The organism is Amycolatopsis sp. FBCC-B4732 (assembly GCF_023008405.1).
GTDB classification, from domain to species: domain Bacteria; phylum Actinomycetota; class Actinomycetes; order Mycobacteriales; family Pseudonocardiaceae; genus Amycolatopsis; species Amycolatopsis pretoriensis_A.
Genome location: NZ_CP095376.1, coordinates 5,615,780 through 5,634,173, shown reverse-complemented (window position 1 = coordinate 5,634,173; position 18,394 = coordinate 5,615,780). Strand labels below are relative to the sequence as shown.

Below are 18,394 nucleotides of genomic sequence, written 5' to 3'. Positions count from 1 at the left end.
GAGCGCAGCTCGCCCGAGCGTTGCCCGTCCGGGCACTGTCCCCGAGCGCAGCCCGCCCCAGCACTGTCTCCGAGCGCTGCCGACTCCAGCGTGTCTACTCAGACTTGCCCGCCCGCGTGCTTTCCGTTCCAGTTTTGGCCCACCTCAGCGGTCTCTGCCTGTGCTGTTCACCCGAGTGGTTTCCGCCCCCGTTCTGCCCACCTCAGTGGTGTCTGCCCGTACTGCGCACCCGAGCGCTTTCCGCGAAAGCATCGCCGCCCAATGCTTTCCGCGTGAGCACTGCCCGTTCCGGCGCGCCTCTCCGAGTGGTTTCCGTTCGAGCGCGGTCCCCAGTGCTTCCGCCCGAACGCTGTCTACCTCGGCCGTACCCCGCGGTGTCCGCGCAACGTTGCTACCCGAGCACTGCACCCCGGAGCACTGCGCGCCCCTGTGCTTTCCCCGCGAGCGCTGGCCTCTCCGGCGGTGCCCACCCGAGCGCTGGTCCTCCCGCGGTGCTTCCGCCCCAGCGTTTCTCGCCCCAGCGCTGCTCACCCGACCGGGTGCCTGCCCAAGCCGGTGCTGCCTCAGTGCTGCCTGCCCGAGCACGTTCGCCCGAGCGGTGCCCGCCAAGCGTTGCCTGCCCCAATACTGCCTACCTCAACGATGCCTGAGCACTGCCTCCCGGGCGCCGCCCGCCCGAGCAATACGCTCCGAGCTCTGCCCGCCTTCCGCTCGGGCATTGCCCGTCCCAGCGCTGCCGTCCGAGCATCGCCCGCCCGAGCAATGCCCGACCCAGCAGCGCAGCCCCAGCCAACCGACCGCCCCGGCACCTACCCGCGAACTCCCGCCCGCCCACCCCAACCCCGGCCGGCACCCCTACCCGTCCCAAACCGAAGCTCCCTGCCGCAGCACCTCGACCCCGGATGCCGACGACACCGGCCACAACTCCACCACGTACCGGTAGTGCTCCCCGAACTCGTGCTCGTTCCAAGTAACCGACGGCGGCCCAGCCGGCACATACGAAACCCGAGCCCGGTACAACCCTGGCAACACAGAAAAGAACTTTTCCTGCCACGGATAGTCGGCAGGCCCGGAAATCACGAGTTTCCCGCTCGCGACCGGAAGATCCGCTTCCACCACGTGCTCCGCCTCCGCAACCACCGAAGGCGCCGAAGGGCACAGCGTCACCGAAGACTCCACCACGTCCGAGCGGGCCGTCACGATCGCGATTCCGCCGGGCTCCGCCGCGATCCGGTGGTCGAGGGCCTCGGGGGTCCAGCCGCTGCCCGTCAGGGTGGAACCGGAGTCGCGCAACGAGAACTGGCGCTGGTCGGCGTGGACTACTAGGTGCACACGATCCACCCTAGCCAGGACCCGCCCCGAAATGGTATCGACGCCGGGTTTAGCGTTGACGCCATGACCACTGCTTCCGTCGACGTCGACACGGCCCGCAGCGACTACGCGGCCCTGGTCGGCCGAGGCCTCTCCCTGGACATCACCCGTGGCAAGCCGTCGCCCGAGCAGCTCGACCTTTCGAACGCGCTGCTGAGCCTTCCCGGCGACAGCTCCTTCAAGGCCGAGGACGGCACCGACGTCCGCAACTACGGCGGCCTGAAGGGCCTGGCCGAGCTGCGCCGCGTCTTCGCCGGTGCGCTGCAGGTTCCCGCCGAGCAGCTGCTCGCCGCCGGGAACTCCAGCCTCGAGCTCATGCACGACGCCGTCGTCCAGGCGCTGCTGAGCAAGCTGCCCGGGGCCGAGCGCCGGTGGGCCGACGAGCCGCAGGTCAAGTTCCTCGCGCCCGTTCCGGGGTACGACCGGCACTTCGCGCTCACCGAGCGGTTCGGCATCGAGCTCGTCCCGGTCGCGATGACCGACGAAGGCCCGGACATGGACGCCGTCGAGACGCTGGTCGCCGAGGACCCGACCGTCAAGGGCATCTGGTGCGTGCCGAAGTACAGCAACCCCACCGGGGTCACGTTCAGTGACGACGTCGTCAAGCGGCTCGCCACCATGCGCACCGCGGCGCCGGACTTCCGGATCTTCTGGGACAACGCCTACGCCGTGCACCACCTCACCGACGACGAGCCGGAGCTGGCCGACCTGCTGGCGCTGGCCACCGAGGCCGGCAACGCCGACCGCGTGTTCGTCTTCGGCTCGACCTCCAAGATCACCCTCGCCGGAGCCGGCGTCGGGTTCTTCGGCGCCTCCGAGGCCAACCTCGCCTGGTGGACGGGCAACATCGGCAAGCGCACCATCGGCCCGGACAAGGTCAACCAGCTGCGCCACGCCCACTTCCTCAAGGACGAGGCCGGCGTCCGCGCGCACATGCGCAAGCACGCCGAGATCATCGGGCCGAAGTTCGCGGCCGTCGACCGCATCCTCACCGAGGAGCTCGCGGACCTGGCGTCCTGGACCAAGCCGACCGGCGGGTACTTCATCACGCTGACCGTCCCCGCGGGCACCGCGAAGGAGGTCGTGCGGCTGGCCAAGGAGGCCGGGGTCGCCCTGACCCCCGCCGGCGCGACGCACCCGCACGGCAACGACCCGGCCGACGCCGTCATCCGGATCGCGCCGACCTTCCCGAAGCTCGCCGAGGTCGAAGAGGCCGTCCGCGCGCTGGCCGTCTGCGTCCGGCTCGCCGTCGCCGAGCGCGCCTGAACAGGGGCTGTGACCTGCACGAATAGAATCGGCAAGAACTTTTTCCCGATTTGACCGAGCCGGGGGCCGTCCTCGTACGTATGACCGGTGGGTGAGGTGGACGAACTCGTCACGAGAGGACGTCCCCCGGTGTTCGGAAAACGCTACACACGGCAGCTGATCGAGCGCAGCGCGGAGAACGCGACCGACCGCCGCCGCTTCCTCAAGGCTGCGGGAGCGGCGGGGCTCGGCGTCGCGGGCGCCGGTGCGCTCGGCACAGCGCTGTCGCTGGGCCTCGGCTCGGCCGGTGCCACGCAGCAGTACGGCGCGCAGGGCGGCGACGCCGCCAAGGAGGCGGCGAGCGACGCCGCCGTGCTGAACTTCGCGCTCAACCTGGAGTACCTGGAGGCGAACCTCTACTCGTTCGCCGTCTACGGCTACGGGCTGAACGAGAAGTACGTCAACGGCATCGGCAACCTCGGCAAGGTCTCCGGCGGGCACGCGGTCAAGTTCAAGAGCGAGCACACCAAGCAGATCGTGCAGGAGATCGCCGGCGACGAGGTCGCGCACGTGACCTTCCTGCGCAAGGCGCTCGACAAGGCCGCCGTCGCGCAGCCGGAGATCGACTTCCAGAACAGCTTCACCGCCGCCATGCAGGCCGCGGGGCTGATCAAGGAAGGCCAGACCTTCGACCCGTTCGCGAGCGAGAACAACTTCCTGCTCGCCGCGTACCTGTTCGAAGACGTCGGCGTGTCCGCCTACAAGGGCGCGGCGCCGCTGGTCAACAACAAGACGTTCCTCGACGCCGCGGCGGGCATCCTCGCGGTCGAGGCTTACCACGCGGGCATCGTGCGCGGCCAGCTGTTCGAACGCGGCCTCGGCGACGTCACGAACAAGATCTCCGACGCCCGCGACAGCCTCGACGGCAAGGCCGACGACGACGAAGGCGTGCTCAAGGACGGCAAGGCGAACCTCGTCCCGGCGGACGCCAACGGCATCGCGTTCGGGCGCTCGGCCGACCGCGTGCTCAACATCGCCTACCTCAACCCGGACAAGGTGTCCTCGGGCGGCTTCTTCCCGCGCGGTCTCAACGGCGACATCGCCACCAGTGGCGCGAAGGAGTGAACCCCGCGTGCCGCCGCCACGGTAACGTCGTGGCCGGCGGCACGCGGAGTCCACGAGGGGGAGCAGGGTGCGGGTACTGGTTGCGGGTGGCGGGATCGCCGGCACGGTCACGGCGATGGCGCTCAAGCTCGCCGGGCACGAGCCGGTCGTGTTCGAGGCCTACCCGGCGGGCGGGGACGACATCGGCGCGTTCCTCACGATCATGCACAACGGCATGGACGCCCTGCGCGCGATCGGCGCCGACGGGCCGGTGATCGACAGCTCGTTCGCCGCCCAGGGCGTCGAGCTGGTCCTCCCGACCGGGGAGACCGCCGGGCGCCGCGAGTTCGGCACCGAAGGCCCCGACGGGCCACGCACCCTGACCCGCGCGACGCTCTACCGCGTCTTGCAGGACGAAGCCGCGCGCCGCGCCGTCCCGCTCGAACGGGGCAAGCGCCTGGTCGGCGCGAAGCCGGACGGGGGCGGTGTCGCGGCCGAATTCGCCGACGGCACCACCGAAACGGGTGACGTGCTGGTCGGCGCGGACGGGTTGCACTCGGTGGTCCGGAAGCTGATCGACCCGGACGCCGACGCGCCGCGCTACACCGGCCAGACCATCGTCTACGGCTACACGCGGGCGCCCGGGCTGCCGTCGGCGGCCGGGATCTACCGGATGGTCCGCGGCCGCGAGGCGGCCTTCGGCTTCACCACCGACCCGGACGGCGCCACGTTCTGGTTCGCCCGCATCCCCGACGCCGAGCGCTCCCGCGAGGAGATCGCGGCGGTCACCCCGGCGGGGTGGCGCGAGTTCGCGCACGCGGCGTTCGCCGGGGAACCGGTGCCCTGCGCGGACATCATCGCCGCGACGGGCGACGAGGTGTTCGGCGGCCACTCCTACGACGTCCCGCGGACGCGGATCTGGTCGACGCCGGAAATGGTGCTCGTCGGCGACGCCGCCCACGCCGCGGCCCCGGCGGACGCCCAGGGGGCGTCGATGGCGATCGAAGACAGCGTCGTGCTCGCGCAGTGCCTCCGTGATCTGCCGGATCCGGAGTCGGCGTTCGCGGCGTACGAGGGACTCCGCCGTGAGCGGGTCGAGAAGCTGGTCGCGTCGAGCGCGGGCGAGGACGTCGGGGAAAAGCCGGGCTGGGTCTACGCGCACCACATCGACTGGGACGCGAAGGCCGGCGCCCGATGAGCCTCGGCCCGCCGCCCCGGCGCATCGACGTCACCGAGGACCAGGTGCGGCGGCTCGTCGCCGAGCAGTTCCCGCACTGGGCCGGGCTCGTGGTGCGGCCCGTGGCGAACGGCGGCTGGGACAACCGGACCTTCCACCTCGGCGACGCGATGTCGGCGCGCCTGCCCACCGCGGCCGAGTACGCGCTGGCGGTCGGGAAGGAACAGCGCTGGCTCCCGGTGCTCGCACCTCGGCTGCCGCTGCCCATCCCCGTCCCGCTGGCGGAAGGCCGACCGGGCGCGGACTTCCCGTTCCCGTGGTCGGTGTACCCCTGGCTCGACGGCGAACCGGCGACCGCGGAGCGCATCGACGATCCCGTCGCGTTCGCGGCCGGCCTGGCCGGGTTCCTGGCGGCGCTGCAGGACGTCGACCCGGCGGGCGCGCCCGGGCCGGGGAAGCACAACTGGTTCCGGGGCGGCACCCTCCGCACCTACGACGAGCTGGTCCGGCACCTGCTCGACGACCGGACCGGCGAGATCTGGCAGGCCGCGCTCGACGCGCCGTGGGACGGGGTGGTGCGCTGGTTCCACGGCGACGTCGCCGCGGGGAACCTCCTGCTGGACAACGGGAAGCTGGCCGCGGTCATCGACTTCGGCACGTGCGGCGCCGGCGATCCGGCGTGCGACGTCGCCATCGCGTGGACGCTGCTGACCGCCGAGGGCCGCCGGGTGTTCCGCGAGCGGCTGGCGATCGACGACGCGACCTGGGCCCGCGGCCGCGGCTGGGCGCTGTGGAAGACCCTCGGCACGCTCGCCCGAGGCGGCCCTGAAGCTACCGAGGCCCAGCGCGTCCTCGACGAAATCCGCACCGAGTACCAGGTCAGCCGCCGCACGAATCGCGGATGACCAGCTTCGTCGGCAGCCGGACCGGTTCGGGGGCCGCCGCGGTCTCGATCATCGCGAGCAGGGCGCCGGCCGCCGCCGTGCCGAAGCCCGGTTTGTCCTGGGCCACCGTCGTGAGGGCCGGGTCCACCAGCGACGCCACCTCGATGTCGTCGAACCCGACCACCGCCAGGTCGGCCGGCACCCGCAGCCCGGCCGTGCGGGCCGCCAGCAGGGCGCCGACCGCCATCTCGTCGCTGGCCGCGAACACCGCCGTCGGCGGGTCCTTGCGGGCGAGCAGCCGCCGCATGCCGACGAAGCCGCTCTCGCGGTAGAAGTCCCCGGTCACCACGTAGTCCTCGCGCACCGGCAGCCCCGCTTCGGCCAGCCCGCGGCGGTAGCCCTCGGTGCGGGCGGCGGCGGGCGCGTTGCCGCGCGGGCCGGTGATCGTGGCGATCCGGCGGTGCCCGAGCGCGGCCAGGTGCCGGACGGCTTCGGCCGCGCCGGCGGCGTTGTCCGAGGTCACGTAGGTCGCGCGCGGGCCGGCGAGGGCTACGTCCAGCGCCACGCACGGCAGCCCGGACTGGGCGAACGTGCCGAACGCCTCGGCGTCGGTCCCGCTGTCGATGAGCACCAGCCCGGCCAGGTGGTGCCGCCGGGTCATGCCGACGTACGCGATCGGGTCGGCCAGCGACACCCCGGGGTGGCGGTTGCGGGCGTCGTCGCTGGTGGCGAGCAGCAGCAGGTGGTAGCCGTGCGAGCTGAGCGCGGATTTGAGGCCCAGCAACAGGTCCTGCAGGAACGGGTGCCGCCAGCCGGGCCGCCGGTGGTCGGTGTCCCAGACCAGCCCGACCATCGCCGAGCGCTGCCGCGACAGCGCCCGCGCCGACTCGTTCGGCGAGAAGTCGAGCTCCCGGGCGACGCGCTCGACGTGGCTGCGGGTCGCCTCGCTGACCGTCGCGGGGCGGTTGAACACCCGCGACACGGTCGCGACGGAAACCCCGCAGAGCTGCGCGATCTCGCGAGCGGTGACCATGGCGACCTCCTGTGCTGTAACCGGTTACATCTGTAGCACATGATCTCAGGCTGCGTAAACGCGGACGCGTGTTATGTTTTTGTTACTTGACGAATGGCGCCTGGGAGCGCTCTCATGGGTCCCGCGTTTTCCGACCGGCCCGCAGAACAACGGAGATCTCATGCGCCCGAAAACGAGAAACCGCCGGATCCGCCTGATCGCGGTGGCGTGCGCCGCGCTGGCCGCGGTCACCGCCGTGAGCGCCTGCGGGAGCAGCGACGCCGGCGGTGGCGGGAAGGTCAAGCTGAGCCTCGGCCTGTTCGGCAACTTCGGCTACACCGACCTGATCAAGGAGTACCAGGCGGCCCACCCGGACATCGAGATCACCGAGCGGACCGCGGCCTACTCCGACCACCACAAGAACCTCGCCGCGCACCTGGCCACCGGGGGCGGCGCCGCGGACATCGAAGCGATCGACACCGGCTACGTCGCCCAGTTCAAGGCGAACCCGGACAAGTTTCTCGACCTCAACACCGTCGGCGGGGACAAGCTCAAGGACCGCTGGCTGGGCTGGAAGTGGTCGGCGTCGCTGGGCAAGGGCGGCCAGCAGATCGGCTACGGCACCGACGTCGGCGGCCTGGCCATCTGCTACCGGCGTGACCTGTTCGAGAAGGCCCAGCTGCCCGCCGACCGCGACGCCGTCTCCGCGCTCTGGCCGACCTGGCAGGCGTTCTTCGAGACCGGCAAGCGCTTCCAGGCCAAGGCGCCGAACGGCGTCAAGTTCATGGACGGCGGCCCGACCGTGCTCAACGCGATCTTCGGCCAGGCGCCCGTGGGCTACTACGACCAGAACGACCAGATCGTCGTCGACAGCAACCCGGCGCTGCGGACCGGCTGGGACCAGGTCGTCGGCGCCGTCAAGGCCAACCTGAGCGCCGGCCTGCTCTACAGCACGCCGACCTGGAACACCGGCTTCACCCAGGGCCAGTTCGCCACGGTGACCTGCCCGGCCTGGATGATGACCAAGATCAAGGACCAGGCCCCGGACACCGCGGGCAAGTGGGACGTCGCGACCGTGCCCGGCGGGGGCGGCAACTGGGGCGGGTCGTACCTGACCGTGCCGAAGCAGGGCAAGCACACCAAGGAAGCCGCCGAGCTCGCCGCCTGGCTGACCGCGCCCGAGCAGCAGGCGAAGGTGTTCACCAGCCAGGGCCTGCTGCCCTCGACGCCGTCGCTGTACGACGACCCGAAGATCACCGGCTACACCAACCCGTTCTTCACCAACGCCCCCGTGGGCAAGCTCTTCACCGACGCGGCGAAGAAGCTCAACCCGCAGTACCAGGGCCCCAAGGCCGGCGACGTGCAGACGGAGTTCGGCAACGCGATGCAGCGCGTCGAGCAGGGCAAGCAGGACGGCGCGGCGGCGTGGCAGCAGCTGGTCGGTGACGTGAAGAAGATCAAGTAATGGCGCTGACCTGGGCCGACCGGCGGCACAAGTGGGACGTCAAGCTGTCGCCGTTCGGCTTCATCAGCCCGTACTTCCTCATCTTCGGCGTCTTCGGGCTGTTCCCGCTGCTGTACACGGCTTTCGTGTCGCTGCAGGACCGGAACCTGCTCGACGCCGAGGGCGCGAAGTTCATCGGGCTCGGCAACTACGAGCAGCTGCTGTTCCACGACCCGTACTTCTGGAACGCGATGGGGAACACGGTCAGCCTCTGGCTGCTGACCACGATCCCGCAGATCCTGTTCGCGCTCGGCATCGCGCACCTGCTCAACCGCCGGCTGCGCGGGCGGACGCTGTTCCGGATGGGCATGATCCTGCCGAACATCACCTCGGTGGCGGCGGTCACGATCATCTTCGCGCAGCTGTTCGGCCGGGACTTCGGCCTGGTCAACTGGGTGCTGAGCTGGTTCGGTGGCGGGCACGTCGACTGGCAGGCCGGCACCGCCAGCTCGCACACCGCCATCGCGGCGATGGTGGTGTGGCGCTGGACCGGCTACCACGCGCTGATCTTCCTGGCGTCGATGCAGGCGATCCCGTCGACCATGTACGAGGCCGCCACGCTCGACGGCGCACGCGGGTGGCAGCAGTTCTGGCGGATCACCGTGCCGCTGCTGCGGCCGCAGATCATCTTCTCCACGGTGATCGCGACGACCGGGAACATGCGGCTGCTGGCCGAGCCGCTGCTGTTCAACCCCGGCACGGCCGCGGCCACCGGCGGCTCGGACCGGCAGTTCCAGACCGCCGCGCTCTACCTCTACGAGCAGGGCTTCACCAAGTACGACTTCGGCTACAGCTCGGCGATCGCGCTGATCCTGGCGGTCGCCACGATGCTCGTCGCGGGCGTGTCGTACCTGGTCACCCGGCGCATCCAAACGGACTGAGGAGCGGACATGACTACCGTGCTGACCCCGCCCGCGCCCGCGCCGCCGGTCATGCCCGGGCGGACCCGGCGGCTGGTCCGGCGGATCGCGAGCCCGTGGACCTATGCCGCGCTGATCGCGATCCTGGCCGGCTCGGCGTTCCCCGTGTACTGGTCGTTCGTCGTCTCCTCGCAGACGACGGAGGCGGTCGGGAGCGTGCCGCCGGTGCTCGTGCCGGGCGGGCACCTGTTCGAGAACATCGCCCGCGTCTTCGACGAGACGAACTTCGCGCTGGCGCTCGGGAACTCGCTGATCGTCGCGGGCACGATCACCGTGTCGGTGGTGCTGTTCTCGACGCTGGCCGGGTTCGCCTTCGCCAAGCTGCGCTTCCGCGGGCGGACGTTCCTGCTGCTGCTCGTGGTCGCCACCCAGGCGATCCCGACGGAGCTCGGCGTCGTCCCGCTGTACATGATGATGGCCGACTTCGGCTGGGCCGGGCAGCTGCAGGCGGTGATCGTGCCCGGCCTGGTCACCGCGTTCGGCGTGTTCTTCATGCGCCAGTACTTCGAACGCGCGCTGCCGCTGGAACTGCTGGAGGCCGGGCGGATGGACGGCTGCGGCTCGCTGCGGCTGTTCTGGCACGTGGCGCTGCCCGCCGCCCGCCCGGCCGCGGCGGTGCTCGGCCTGTTCACGTTCATGCAGGCGTGGAACGACTTCTTCTGGCCGCTGGTGGTGCTGGTGCCGGAGAACCCGACCGTCCAGACCGCGCTGTCCAGTTTGGCCAGTGGCTACACCACCGACTACACGCTCGTGCTCACCGCCGCGACCATCGGCACCGTCCCCGTCCTCCTCGTGTTCCTGCTGTTCGGCCGCCAGATCGTCGGCGGCATCATGCAGGGCGCGCTCAAGGGCTGACCCCACGGAGACCATCGTGACCACCAGTTTCCCGCCCGGCTTCCGCTGGGGCATCGCCACTTCGGCGTTCCAGATCGAGGGCGCCACCACCGCGGACGGCCGCGGACCGTCCATTTGGGACACCTTCGCCGCGGTCCCCGGCGCGGTGGCCGGCGGCGACACCGGGGAACCGGCGGCGGACCACTACCACCGCTGGCCGCAGGACCTCGCCCTGCTGGCCGGCCTGGGCGTGGACGCCTACCGGTTCTCGGTGTCGTGGCCGCGCGTGCAGCCGTCCGGCCGCGGCCGCGTCGAACGCCGGGGCCTCGACTTCTACCGCCGGCTCGCGGAAGGGCTGCGGGAGAAGGGGATCGAGCCGTTCCTGACGCTCTACCACTGGGACCTGCCGCAGGCGCTGGAGGACGAAGGCGGCTGGCGCTCGCGCGACACGGCGTTCCGCTTCGCCGACTACGCGGCGCTGGTCCACGCGGAGCTCGGCGACCTGGTCGAGCACTGGACGACGGTGAACGAGCCGTACCCGTGCGCGGTCGCGGGCTACGGCGAGGGCCGCCACGCCCCGGGTGCGAAGGAGGGTGACGGCGCCCTCGCCGCGGCCCACCACCTGCTGCTCGGCCACGGCCTGGCGGTGCGGGCGATGCGGGCGCAGGCACCCCCGCACCACCAGTTCGGCATCGTCCTCAACCAGTCCCCGGTGGTCCCGGTGACCGCGTCGGCGGCGGACGCGGCGGCGGCCGCCCGCCAGGACACCCTGCTGCGCCGCCAGTTCACCGACCCGCTCTTCGGCGGCCGCTACGCCCCGGGCCTGGCGGCGATGTTCAGCGGCGCGTCGGACTTCGCCTTCCGCCTCGACGGCGACCTGGGCACGATCGGCCAGCCCCTGGACTACCTGGGCGTCAACTACTACTACCGCCTGCACGTGGCGGACGCTCCCCACCGCGAGCCGGACCCGTCCCTCCGGACGGCGGCCGACATCGGCGTGGACACCACGAGGTTGCCGGACGTCCCCCGCACGGGCATGGGCTGGCCGGTGGAGCCGGAGGGCCTGACGGAAGCGCTGGTGGGCCTGCACAACCGCTACCCGGGCCTGCCCCCGGTCTACGTCACGGAGAACGGGTGCGTGTACCCGGACCGCAGCGACTTCGCGGACTACGAGCGCATCACGTACCTGAGCGAGCACATCGAGGCGGCGCGCACGGCCGCGGCGGCGGGGGTGGACCTGCGGGGGTACTTCTGCTGGTCCCTGCTGGACAACTTCGAGTGGGCCCACGGCTACAAGCACCGGTTCGGCCTGGTCCACGTGGACTACGCGACCCAGCAGCGCACCCCCCGCGCGAGTTACCGCTGGTACCGCGACTTCCTGGCCGCCCAGCGCCCCTGAAAGCCGTGAAGGCCACCTTGAGCTCCTCAAGGTGGCCTTCACGGACGTCGGGCTACTTCTTGTACAGGCCTTCGATGTCGTTGGCGTAGTTCTTCGACACCACGTTCCGCTTCAGCTTCAAGCTCGGCGTGATCTCGCCGCCGGCCTCGGTGAAGTCGTTCGACAGCACCGTGAACTTCTTGATCGCCTCGGCCTTCGACACCTGCTTGTTCGCCTCGTCCACCGCCGCCTGGATCTCGGCGAGGAGGTCCGGGTCCGAAGCCAGGTCCGCGACCGTGGCCGACGAAGGCTTGCCGTGCTGGGACTTCCACGCCGGGAAGTACTCCTCGTCCACCGTCACCAGCGCCGCGATGAACGGGCGCTGGTCGCCGACCACCATCGCCTGGCTGACCAGCGGGGCGGCCTTGATCGTGTCCTCGAGGCCGGACGGGGCGACGTTCTTGCCGCCCGCCGTGACGATGATCTCCTTCTTGCGGCCGGTGATCTTCAGGAACCCGTCGGAGTCCAGCTCGCCCAGGTCGCCGGTGTGGAACCAGCCGTCCGTGAGCGACTCCTTCGTCGCCTGCGGGTTGTTGTAGTACGCCCGGAACACGACGTCGCCCTTGAGCATGACCTCGCCGTCGTCGGCGATGCGGACCGACGTGCCGTTGACCGGCTTGCCGACCGTGCCGACGCGGAACGCCGACTGCGTGTTGACGTTCGCCGCCGCGGACGTCTCCGTCAGGCCGTAGCCCTCGAACACCGGGACGCCGATGCCGCGGAAGAAGTGGGCCAGGCGCGCACCCAGGGGAGCGCCGCCGGACACCGCCGCCACGCACCGGCCGCCGAGGGCCGCGCGCAGCTTGCCGTAGACCAGCTTGTCGAACGCCAGGTGCTTGAGCTTGAGGCCGAGCCCGGCGCCGCCGCTGTCCTGCGCCTGGCTGTACTCGACCGCGACCGCCTCGGCGGCGTCGAAGATCTTGCCCTTGCCGTCGCCGTGGGCCTTCTGCTTCGCCGAGTTGTAGACCTTCTCGAACACCCGCGGCACCGCGACGACGAACGTCGGCCGGAAGGTGCCCAGGTCGGCGACCAGGTTCTTGACGTCCGGGGTGTGCCCGAGGGTGACGCGCGCGGTGAGCGCGGTCACGGCGATGGCGCGGGCCAGCACGTGCGCCAGCGGCAGGAACACCAGCAGCGAGTTGCCCTGCTCCATCAGCTGCGGGAACGCCTCGATGTCGGCCCGGATCTCGGCCAGCAGGTTGCGGTGGGTCAGCTCGACGCCCTTGGGGCGGCCGGTGGTGCCCGAGGTGTAGACGATCGTGGCGAGCTCGTCGGCGCCGACCTCGCGGCGGCGCTCGTGCAGCTCGTCGTCGGACAGCGACGCGCCCAGCGCGGCCAGCTCTTCGACGGCGGGGGAGTCGCCCTCGATCTGCCACGTGTGGTCCAGCTCGGTGAGCCGGTCGCGGATCTCCTCGACCGCCCCGCGGTGGCCGTTCGTCTCGACGAACACGCCCTTGGCGGCCGAGTCGGAGAGGATCCAGTACACCTGTTCGGGCGACGACGTGTCGTAGATCGGCACCGTGACCGCGCCCGCGGCCCAGATCGCGAAGTCGATCAGCGTCCACTCGTAGCGGGTCTTCGACATGATCGCGACGCGGTCGCCGCGGCCGATCCCGGCCTGGGCCATGCCCTTGGCGACGGCCAGCACCTCGGCCGCGAACTCCTTGGCGGTCACGTCCAGCCAGCTGCCCTCGACCTGGCGGCGGAAGCTCACCACGTCGGAGAACCGCTCGGCGTTCGCCCAGACGACATCGGACATGTTCTCGTCGTCGGCCACCGGCTTGCCGGCGGGAGCGCTGTATTCGCGCACGTGGACCTCCGTGTTCAACGCGTGCGGCAGGCGACACCGCTGTTACCCGCCAGTCAACTTAGCGTGGTGAGCACCTTAAGACCATGCTGATCGGCGTCGCACGGCGAGGGCGTGACATTCTTCGCACGTGAACGCACCGCCCGCCATCGACGTCGTCGACGAGACGTTCCTCGCGGTCCCGCCGTCCACCGTGGCCGCCGTCTTCGCCGATCCCCGCTCCTGGCCGCGCTACTGGCCCGACCTGGTCCTCGAGGTCTACACCGACCGGGGGGACAAGGGCCTGCGCTGGACCGTGCGGGGCGCCCTCGTCGGTACGATGGAGGTCTGGCTCGAGCCGGTGCTCGACGGCACCCTGCTGCACTACTTCCTGCGGGCGACCCCCGCCGACGCGGCGGGCGCGCCCCGTGCGCTGGCGCCGCGCGACCTGCGCCGGGAGTTCGACCGGCGGGCCCGCGCGGCCAAGGCGATCGCGCTCGGGCTCAAGGAGATCCTGGAGGACGGGCGCGAGCCCGGAGTGCCTCCGCGCGGCGAAGACTGAAGGGACCAGGGGTGCGGGTACACGTCGTCTCGGACGTGCACGGCAACGCGGACGCGCTGAAGCGGGCGGGGGACGGGGCCGACGCGCTGGTCGTGCTCGGCGACCTGCTGGACTTCGTCGACTACCGCGACCACGACAAGGGCATCATGGGCGCGCTGTTCGGCGCCGAGAAGGTCGGGGAGTTCGCGCGCCTGCGCCGCGAAGGCACCCGTGACGAAACCGTTGCCTTCTCCCGGACGCTCTGGGCGAGCCTCGACGACCCGGCCGGTGCGGTCGACGAGGCCATCCGCGAGCAGTACGCGACGCTGTTCGCGGCGATGACCTCGCCCACCTACGCCACCCCCGGCAACGTCGACACGCCGTCGCTGTGGCCCGAGTTCACCGGCGAGGGCATCCAGGTCCTCGACGGCGAGGTCACCGAGATCGGCGGCCTGCGGTTCGGGTTCGTCGGCGGCGCGCTGCTGCCCGACGGCGTCGTCCCGCGCCGCCGCAAGGGCGCCGCCTGGCGTCCCTACCTGCGGGATCGCGAGGACTACGACAAGAGCGTCGCCGCGCTCACCGACGTCGACGTCCTCTGCACGCACGGCCCGCCGGCGCTGCCGGAGCTGACCTACGACGTCGTCGCGCGCCGCAACGAGATCGGCTCCACGGCGCTGCTGGAGCTGATCCGGGAACAGCGGCCGCGCTGGTCGGTGTTCGGCCACGTCCACCAGCCGCTGTCCTCGCGCGTCCGGGTCGGCCTGACCGAGTGCCGCAACGTGGGTCACTTCAAGGAGACCGGGCAGCCGTACGTGCTGCGCTGGTGACCGACCGCGGCGGCTACGCTTCGACCCATGGCCGAGCAGTCCACACAGTCCATCGAGGTCGACGCCGAGCCCAGCCGGGTGATGGCCGTGATCGCCGACTTCCCCGCCTACCCGGAATGGGCCAAGGCCGTCCGGCAGACCGAGGTCCTCGGCACCGACGCCGGTGGCCGGGCCAAGCAGGTCAAGCTGACCCTGGACGCGGGCCCGATCAAGGACGTCTACACCCTCGAGTACGACTGGGACGGTGACGGCCTCGGCGTCAGCTGGCACCTGGTCAAGGGCCAGATGCAGAAGGCGCAGAACGGCCGCTACGCGCTCGAGGACCTGGGCGGCCGGACGCGGGTCACCTACACGCTGTCGGTCGAGCTGGCGCTGCCCATGATCGGGCTGCTGCGCCGCAAGGCCGAGAAGATGGTCATGGACACCGCGTTGAAGGAGCTCAAGAAGCGGGCCGAGGGGTAGCCGCGTGCGGATCCTGCTGTTCACCGGCAAGGGGGGTGTCGGGAAGACGACGCTGGCCGCCGCCACCGGCGCCGCCCTGGCCGCTCGCGGCAGGAAGACGCTGGTCGTGTCGACCGACCCGGCGCACTCGCTCGGCGACGCCTTCGGCCACACCCTGGGCGCGGAGCCGTCCGAAGTGGACGCTCTGCTCTCGGCCGTCCAGATCGACTCGCGGACCCTGGTGGACACCACCTGGCACCGGCTGCGGGCCGAGCTGCGGACGGCGCTCTCCGGCGCGGGCCTCGACACCCTGGACGCCGAAGAACTCACCGTGCTGCCCGGTGTCGACGAGCTGCTCGCCCTCACCGAAGTCCGCCGGCTGGCCGAAGACGGGCCGTGGGAGACCATCGTCGTCGACTGCGGGCCGACGGCCGAGACGCTGCGGCTGCTCGCCCTGCCCGAAGCCGTCTCCGGCTACCTGACGCGCGTGTTCGGCCGGCGCGTCACCGACTCCGTGCGCCGGCTCGGCGTCCACCTCGACGGCCTGCGCGCGCTGCTCACCGAGCCGTCGGTGACCACGGTCCGGCTGGTCCTGACCCCCGAGCGGGTGGTCATCGCCGAGGCGCGGCGCACGCTCAGCTCGCTGGCCCTGCGCGGCATCGCCGTCGACGGCCTGATCGCCAACCGGCTGATGCCGGCGCCCGGGTTCTGGCGCGGGGGCGCCGCTTCCTGGCTGCGCACCCGCCGCGCCCAGCAGGACACCGTCCTCGCCGAACTCGCCGGCGCCGGGTTCGCGCGGGTGTCCCGCGTCGAGCACCGCGCCGTCGAACCGGTCGGGCTGCCCGCCCTGCTGGAGATCGCCGCGGAGCTGTACCGCGACGGCGACCCCTTGGCGGGCGACGGCACCCCGGTCACCCCGCTGCTGCGGATCCGCCGGACGCCGGACGGGTACACGCTGCGCGTCGCGATCCCGCTCACGCGGGACACCGAGGTCGACCTCGCCCGCGTCGACGACGACCTGGCGATCACCGTGGACGGCTTCCGCAGGCTCATCGCCCTGCCGGAGTCGCTGCGGCCGTGCCGGATCACCGGTGCGGAATCCGACGCCGACGGCCTCGTCGTGAGCCTGGCCGGGAACCGGGGACGCGGGTGAGCGAAGAGGAACCCACGGACGGGCCGCGCCTCGTGGAGGAGCTCCGCCTGCTCGTCGAGATGGTCGTCGAGAAGGCCGCGCCCTGGCTCCAGGACGTGGTCGCGGCCGGCCACGGCACCCCTGACGAGGGAGAACCGGACGGCTCGGCGTGCGGCTGGTGCCCGCTGTGTGCGATCGTCGCCGTGGTGCGAGGTGAGCGCCCCGAGCTGGTGGCGAAGGTGGCCGAGCAGCTCGCGCAGCTGGTCGCCCTGCTGCGCGCGGTGCTGGCGGACCGGTGGGAGCCGGACGAGGGCGTGCACATGCCCGGGTTCCGGCCCGCGCCGCGGCCACCGGCGGACGCCACGGTGTCGGTGCGGGTGCAGCACATCGCCGTCCGCAGGCGCGACGAGTGGGAGAACTGAGTGCGGACGATAGGGGTGGACGTCGGCGGGACGAGCGTCCGGGCCGGCGTGGTGGACGAGCGCGGCTCCTTGCTCGACACGGCCCGCGTCGGGACGCCGAGCGAGGAAGGCGCCCTCGAGGACGCCATCGCCGGCGTGGTCGAAGACCTGCGCAACCGCCACGAGGTGGCCGGTGTCGGCCTCGCCGTGGCCGGGTTCGTGGCCCGCGACCGCCGGTCGGTGATGTTCGCGCCGCACCTGGCGTGGCGCGGCGCGCCGGTCGCCGACCGGATCGAAAAGCGCGTCGGCCTGCCGGTGCTGCTGGAACACGACGTCAACGCGGCGATGGTGGGCGAGCACCGCTTCGGCGCGGCCCGCGGCGCCCACGTGGCGGCGCTGGTGGCGCTCGGCACCGGCATCGGCGCGGGCCTGCTGCTGGACGGCAAGCTGTTCCGCGGCGCGTACGGCGTCGCGCCCGAACTGGGTCACCTGACGGTGGTCCGCGGCGGGCGGCCGTGCCCGTGCGGCAAGTACGGCTGCTGGGAGCGCTACTGCAGCGGAACGGCACTGGCGGCGACGGCGGTGGAGCTGCTGGCCCGCCACCCGGGCCGCTCGACGGTGCTGGCCCAGCAGGTCGCGGGTGACCCGGGCTCGGTGACCGGCCGCCGGGTGGCGGGCGCGGCCCGCGACGGCGACCCGATCGCCCAGCTGGCGATGGCCGAGCTGGCCAAGTGGCTCGGCGAGGGCCTGGCCCTGGTGGCGGACGTGTTCGACCCGGAGATCATCGTGATCGGCGGGGGAGTGTCGGAGTCGGCGCCCCTGTTCCTGGACGAGGCCCGCGAGCACTACGCGGGCGCGATCACGGGCGCCCGCCACCGGCCGTTGGCCCGGATCCGCACGGCCCACCTGGGCGACGACACGGCGATCGTCGGCGCGGCGGCGCTGGCCCTGGAAGCGGCCAAGACCCCGGTCTGACGCGATAGAGAGCTCCTCACTCCGGGTACTCCAGGGTCACCGAGGGGAGGAGCGGGTATGGCGCTCGACGTGGGGGTCGGCTTGGCCGGCGTTGTTCTGCTGGTGACCAGTGGCTTCCTGGCGTGGAAGCCGCGCAACGGCTGGTACCAGGCAGGCGCGGTGCTGATGTCCAGCCTGGGCTCGGCGCTGACGGTGCAGTTCCTGATCGCCCCCTTCGTCCACGGCGATGCGCTCGGGTACGTGCTGATCGGCGTGATGGTGGTGGGCGTCCTGGCGGCCGCGGTCATCGGCGGCCGGCGCCGTCACTCCTCCGGAAAGCTCCCCGACGGCACCAGCCCTTCCACGAACGCCCGGAACGTCGGCGCCAGCGCCAGCTCGGACTCCAGCTCCACGTCGAACCACCCGACCGACGGCTCCGAAGACCGGCGGTAGTCCAGCGCGACCCACGTGTGGCCGTCGCCGGACAGCACCACGACCCGGCGAGGCAGGCCCCACTCCGCGCACAGGTACGGCGAGTCCAGGATGGACAGCCGCCCGCCCACGCCGAGGAGCCGGTCGAACGGCACGTGCGTCCCGCTGTACGACGTCGGCTCGCTCGTCGGGAACGCGTCGAACGCACCGGCCACCGTGCCGCCGTTGCGCAGGCCCAGCAGCTCGCCCAGTTCGATCGGCAGGCGGACGCCCAGCTCGCGGCCGGCGTGGGCGAAGGTGCGGGCGCTCAGCGGCTCGCCGGGACCGCGGTCCCAGAAGGTGGGCTTGAGCTGGTCGAACCGGGTCACGCCGCGAATTGTGACAGGCTGGA

At 71.7% G+C, this 18,394-nt stretch carries 18 protein-coding genes; 14 read left to right on the top strand and 4 right to left on the bottom strand.

Features of this window, described 5'->3' with window-relative positions; all coding sequences use genetic code 11:
- Window positions 1-855: 855 nt before the first annotated feature.
- Window positions 856-1,332, bottom strand: a complete 477-nt coding sequence (locus MUY14_RS24280; RefSeq protein WP_247012139.1) for a hypothetical protein — start codon at window positions 1,330-1,332, stop codon at window positions 856-858.
- Between the two features lie 63 nt (window positions 1,333-1,395).
- On the opposite strand from MUY14_RS24280, the gene MUY14_RS24275 reads away from it, so the two are divergent.
- The 4 genes from MUY14_RS24275 to MUY14_RS24260 all read left to right on the top strand — a co-directional run bounded on the left by MUY14_RS24275 (window position 1,396) and on the right by MUY14_RS24260 (window position 5,802).
- Complete coding sequence (locus MUY14_RS24275) at window positions 1,396-2,637, top strand: aminotransferase class I/II-fold pyridoxal phosphate-dependent enzyme (protein WP_247012137.1); 1,242 nt, start codon at window positions 1,396-1,398, stop codon at window positions 2,635-2,637.
- Between the two features lie 129 nt (window positions 2,638-2,766).
- Window positions 2,767-3,741, top strand: coding sequence for a ferritin-like domain-containing protein (locus MUY14_RS24270; protein ID WP_086865058.1), 975 nt, complete (start codon window positions 2,767-2,769; stop codon window positions 3,739-3,741).
- 67 nt (window positions 3,742-3,808) lie between these two features.
- Entirely contained in the window at window positions 3,809-4,918 is a 1,110-nt protein-coding gene (locus MUY14_RS24265) for an FAD-dependent monooxygenase (protein ID WP_247012135.1), read from the top strand.
- Entirely contained in the window at window positions 4,915-5,802 is an 888-nt protein-coding gene (locus tag MUY14_RS24260) for an aminoglycoside phosphotransferase family protein (protein ID WP_247012133.1), read from the top strand. Before MUY14_RS24265 ends, MUY14_RS24260 begins: the two co-directional genes overlap by 4 nt.
- Here MUY14_RS24260 and MUY14_RS24255 read toward each other — a convergent pair.
- Window positions 5,777-6,814: a LacI family DNA-binding transcriptional regulator gene (locus MUY14_RS24255; RefSeq protein WP_247012131.1), complete on the bottom strand. Its 1,038-nt coding sequence runs from the start codon at window positions 6,812-6,814 to the stop codon at window positions 5,777-5,779. The two genes, MUY14_RS24260 and MUY14_RS24255, sit on opposite strands and share 26 nt — an antisense overlap.
- 160 nt (window positions 6,815-6,974) lie before the next feature.
- Between MUY14_RS24255 and MUY14_RS24250 the strand changes: the two genes are divergently transcribed.
- Genes MUY14_RS24250 through MUY14_RS24235 form a run of 4 tightly spaced genes read left to right on the top strand, consistent with a single transcriptional unit; the run spans window position 6,975 to window position 11,450 of the window.
- Window positions 6,975-8,258, top strand: a complete 1,284-nt coding sequence (locus MUY14_RS24250; protein WP_247012129.1) for an extracellular solute-binding protein — start codon at window positions 6,975-6,977, stop codon at window positions 8,256-8,258.
- Complete coding sequence (locus tag MUY14_RS24245) at window positions 8,258-9,178, top strand: carbohydrate ABC transporter permease (protein ID WP_247012127.1); 921 nt, start codon at window positions 8,258-8,260, stop codon at window positions 9,176-9,178. The genes MUY14_RS24250 and MUY14_RS24245 overlap by 1 nt, the downstream gene beginning before the upstream one ends.
- Window positions 9,179-9,187: 9 nt before the next feature.
- Window positions 9,188-10,072, top strand: coding sequence for a carbohydrate ABC transporter permease (locus MUY14_RS24240; RefSeq protein WP_247012125.1), 885 nt, complete (start codon window positions 9,188-9,190; stop codon window positions 10,070-10,072).
- Window positions 10,073-10,088: 16 nt separating this feature from the next.
- On the top strand, window positions 10,089-11,450 hold the full coding sequence (locus MUY14_RS24235; RefSeq protein WP_247012123.1) for a GH1 family beta-glucosidase: 1,362 nt from the start codon (window positions 10,089-10,091) through the stop codon (window positions 11,448-11,450).
- A gap of 52 nt (window positions 11,451-11,502) precedes the next feature.
- Here the strand turns inward: MUY14_RS24235 and MUY14_RS24230 are convergent, their stop codons facing one another.
- Complete coding sequence (locus tag MUY14_RS24230) at window positions 11,503-13,299, bottom strand: long-chain fatty acid--CoA ligase (protein WP_247012121.1); 1,797 nt, start codon at window positions 13,297-13,299, stop codon at window positions 11,503-11,505.
- Between the two features lie 127 nt (window positions 13,300-13,426).
- On the opposite strand from MUY14_RS24230, the gene MUY14_RS24225 reads away from it, so the two are divergent.
- From MUY14_RS24225 to MUY14_RS24200, 6 genes are read left to right on the top strand one after another with little or no spacing between them, the layout of a single operon-like run.
- On the top strand, window positions 13,427-13,837 hold the full coding sequence (locus tag MUY14_RS24225) for a polyketide cyclase / dehydrase and lipid transport (RefSeq protein WP_247012119.1): 411 nt from the start codon (window positions 13,427-13,429) through the stop codon (window positions 13,835-13,837).
- 11 nt (window positions 13,838-13,848) lie between these two features.
- Entirely contained in the window at window positions 13,849-14,643 is a 795-nt protein-coding gene (locus MUY14_RS24220; protein WP_247012117.1) for a metallophosphoesterase, read from the top strand.
- Window positions 14,644-14,670: 27 nt separating this feature from the next.
- Window positions 14,671-15,105 (top strand): SRPBCC family protein, encoded by a 435-nt coding sequence (locus tag MUY14_RS24215; protein WP_086856845.1) that lies wholly within the window; start codon window positions 14,671-14,673, stop codon window positions 15,103-15,105.
- A 4-nt stretch (window positions 15,106-15,109) separates the two neighbouring features.
- The gene (locus tag MUY14_RS24210) at window positions 15,110-16,237 is read left to right on the top strand and encodes an ArsA family ATPase (RefSeq protein WP_247012115.1); all 1,128 of its coding nucleotides are present in this window, start codon (window positions 15,110-15,112) and stop codon (window positions 16,235-16,237) included.
- Entirely contained in the window at window positions 16,234-16,638 is a 405-nt protein-coding gene (locus MUY14_RS24205; protein ID WP_247012113.1) for a hypothetical protein, read from the top strand. Before MUY14_RS24210 ends, MUY14_RS24205 begins: the two co-directional genes overlap by 4 nt.
- 15 nt (window positions 16,639-16,653) lie before the next feature.
- Complete coding sequence (locus tag MUY14_RS24200; RefSeq protein WP_247025221.1) at window positions 16,654-17,592, top strand: ROK family protein; 939 nt, start codon at window positions 16,654-16,656, stop codon at window positions 17,590-17,592.
- 302 nt (window positions 17,593-17,894) lie between these two features.
- Here the strand turns inward: MUY14_RS24200 and MUY14_RS24195 are convergent, their stop codons facing one another.
- Window positions 17,895-18,371: an SMI1/KNR4 family protein gene (locus tag MUY14_RS24195; RefSeq protein ID WP_247012111.1), complete on the bottom strand. Its 477-nt coding sequence runs from the start codon at window positions 18,369-18,371 to the stop codon at window positions 17,895-17,897.
- Window positions 18,372-18,394 lie beyond the last annotated feature (23 nt).

What these genes read in the sequence shown, in the direction of transcription:
- MUY14_RS24245 (WP_247012127.1), top strand. Translation starts at nt 8,258, where the DNA reads ATGGCGCTGACCTGGGCCGACCGGCGGCACAAGTGGGACGTCAAGCTG.
- MUY14_RS24250 (WP_247012129.1), top strand. Translation starts at nt 6,975, where the DNA reads ATGCGCCCGAAAACGAGAAACCGCCGGATCCGCCTGATCGCGGTGGCG.
- MUY14_RS24255 (WP_247012131.1), bottom strand. Translation starts at nt 6,814, where the DNA reads ATGGTCACCGCTCGCGAGATCGCGCAGCTCTGCGGGGTTTCCGTCGCG.
- MUY14_RS24215 (WP_086856845.1), top strand. Translation starts at nt 14,671, where the DNA reads ATGGCCGAGCAGTCCACACAGTCCATCGAGGTCGACGCCGAGCCCAGC.
- MUY14_RS24240 (WP_247012125.1), top strand. Translation starts at nt 9,188, where the DNA reads ATGACTACCGTGCTGACCCCGCCCGCGCCCGCGCCGCCGGTCATGCCC.
- MUY14_RS24260 (WP_247012133.1), top strand. Translation starts at nt 4,915, where the DNA reads ATGAGCCTCGGCCCGCCGCCCCGGCGCATCGACGTCACCGAGGACCAG.
- MUY14_RS24275 (WP_247012137.1), top strand. Translation starts at nt 1,396, where the DNA reads ATGACCACTGCTTCCGTCGACGTCGACACGGCCCGCAGCGACTACGCG.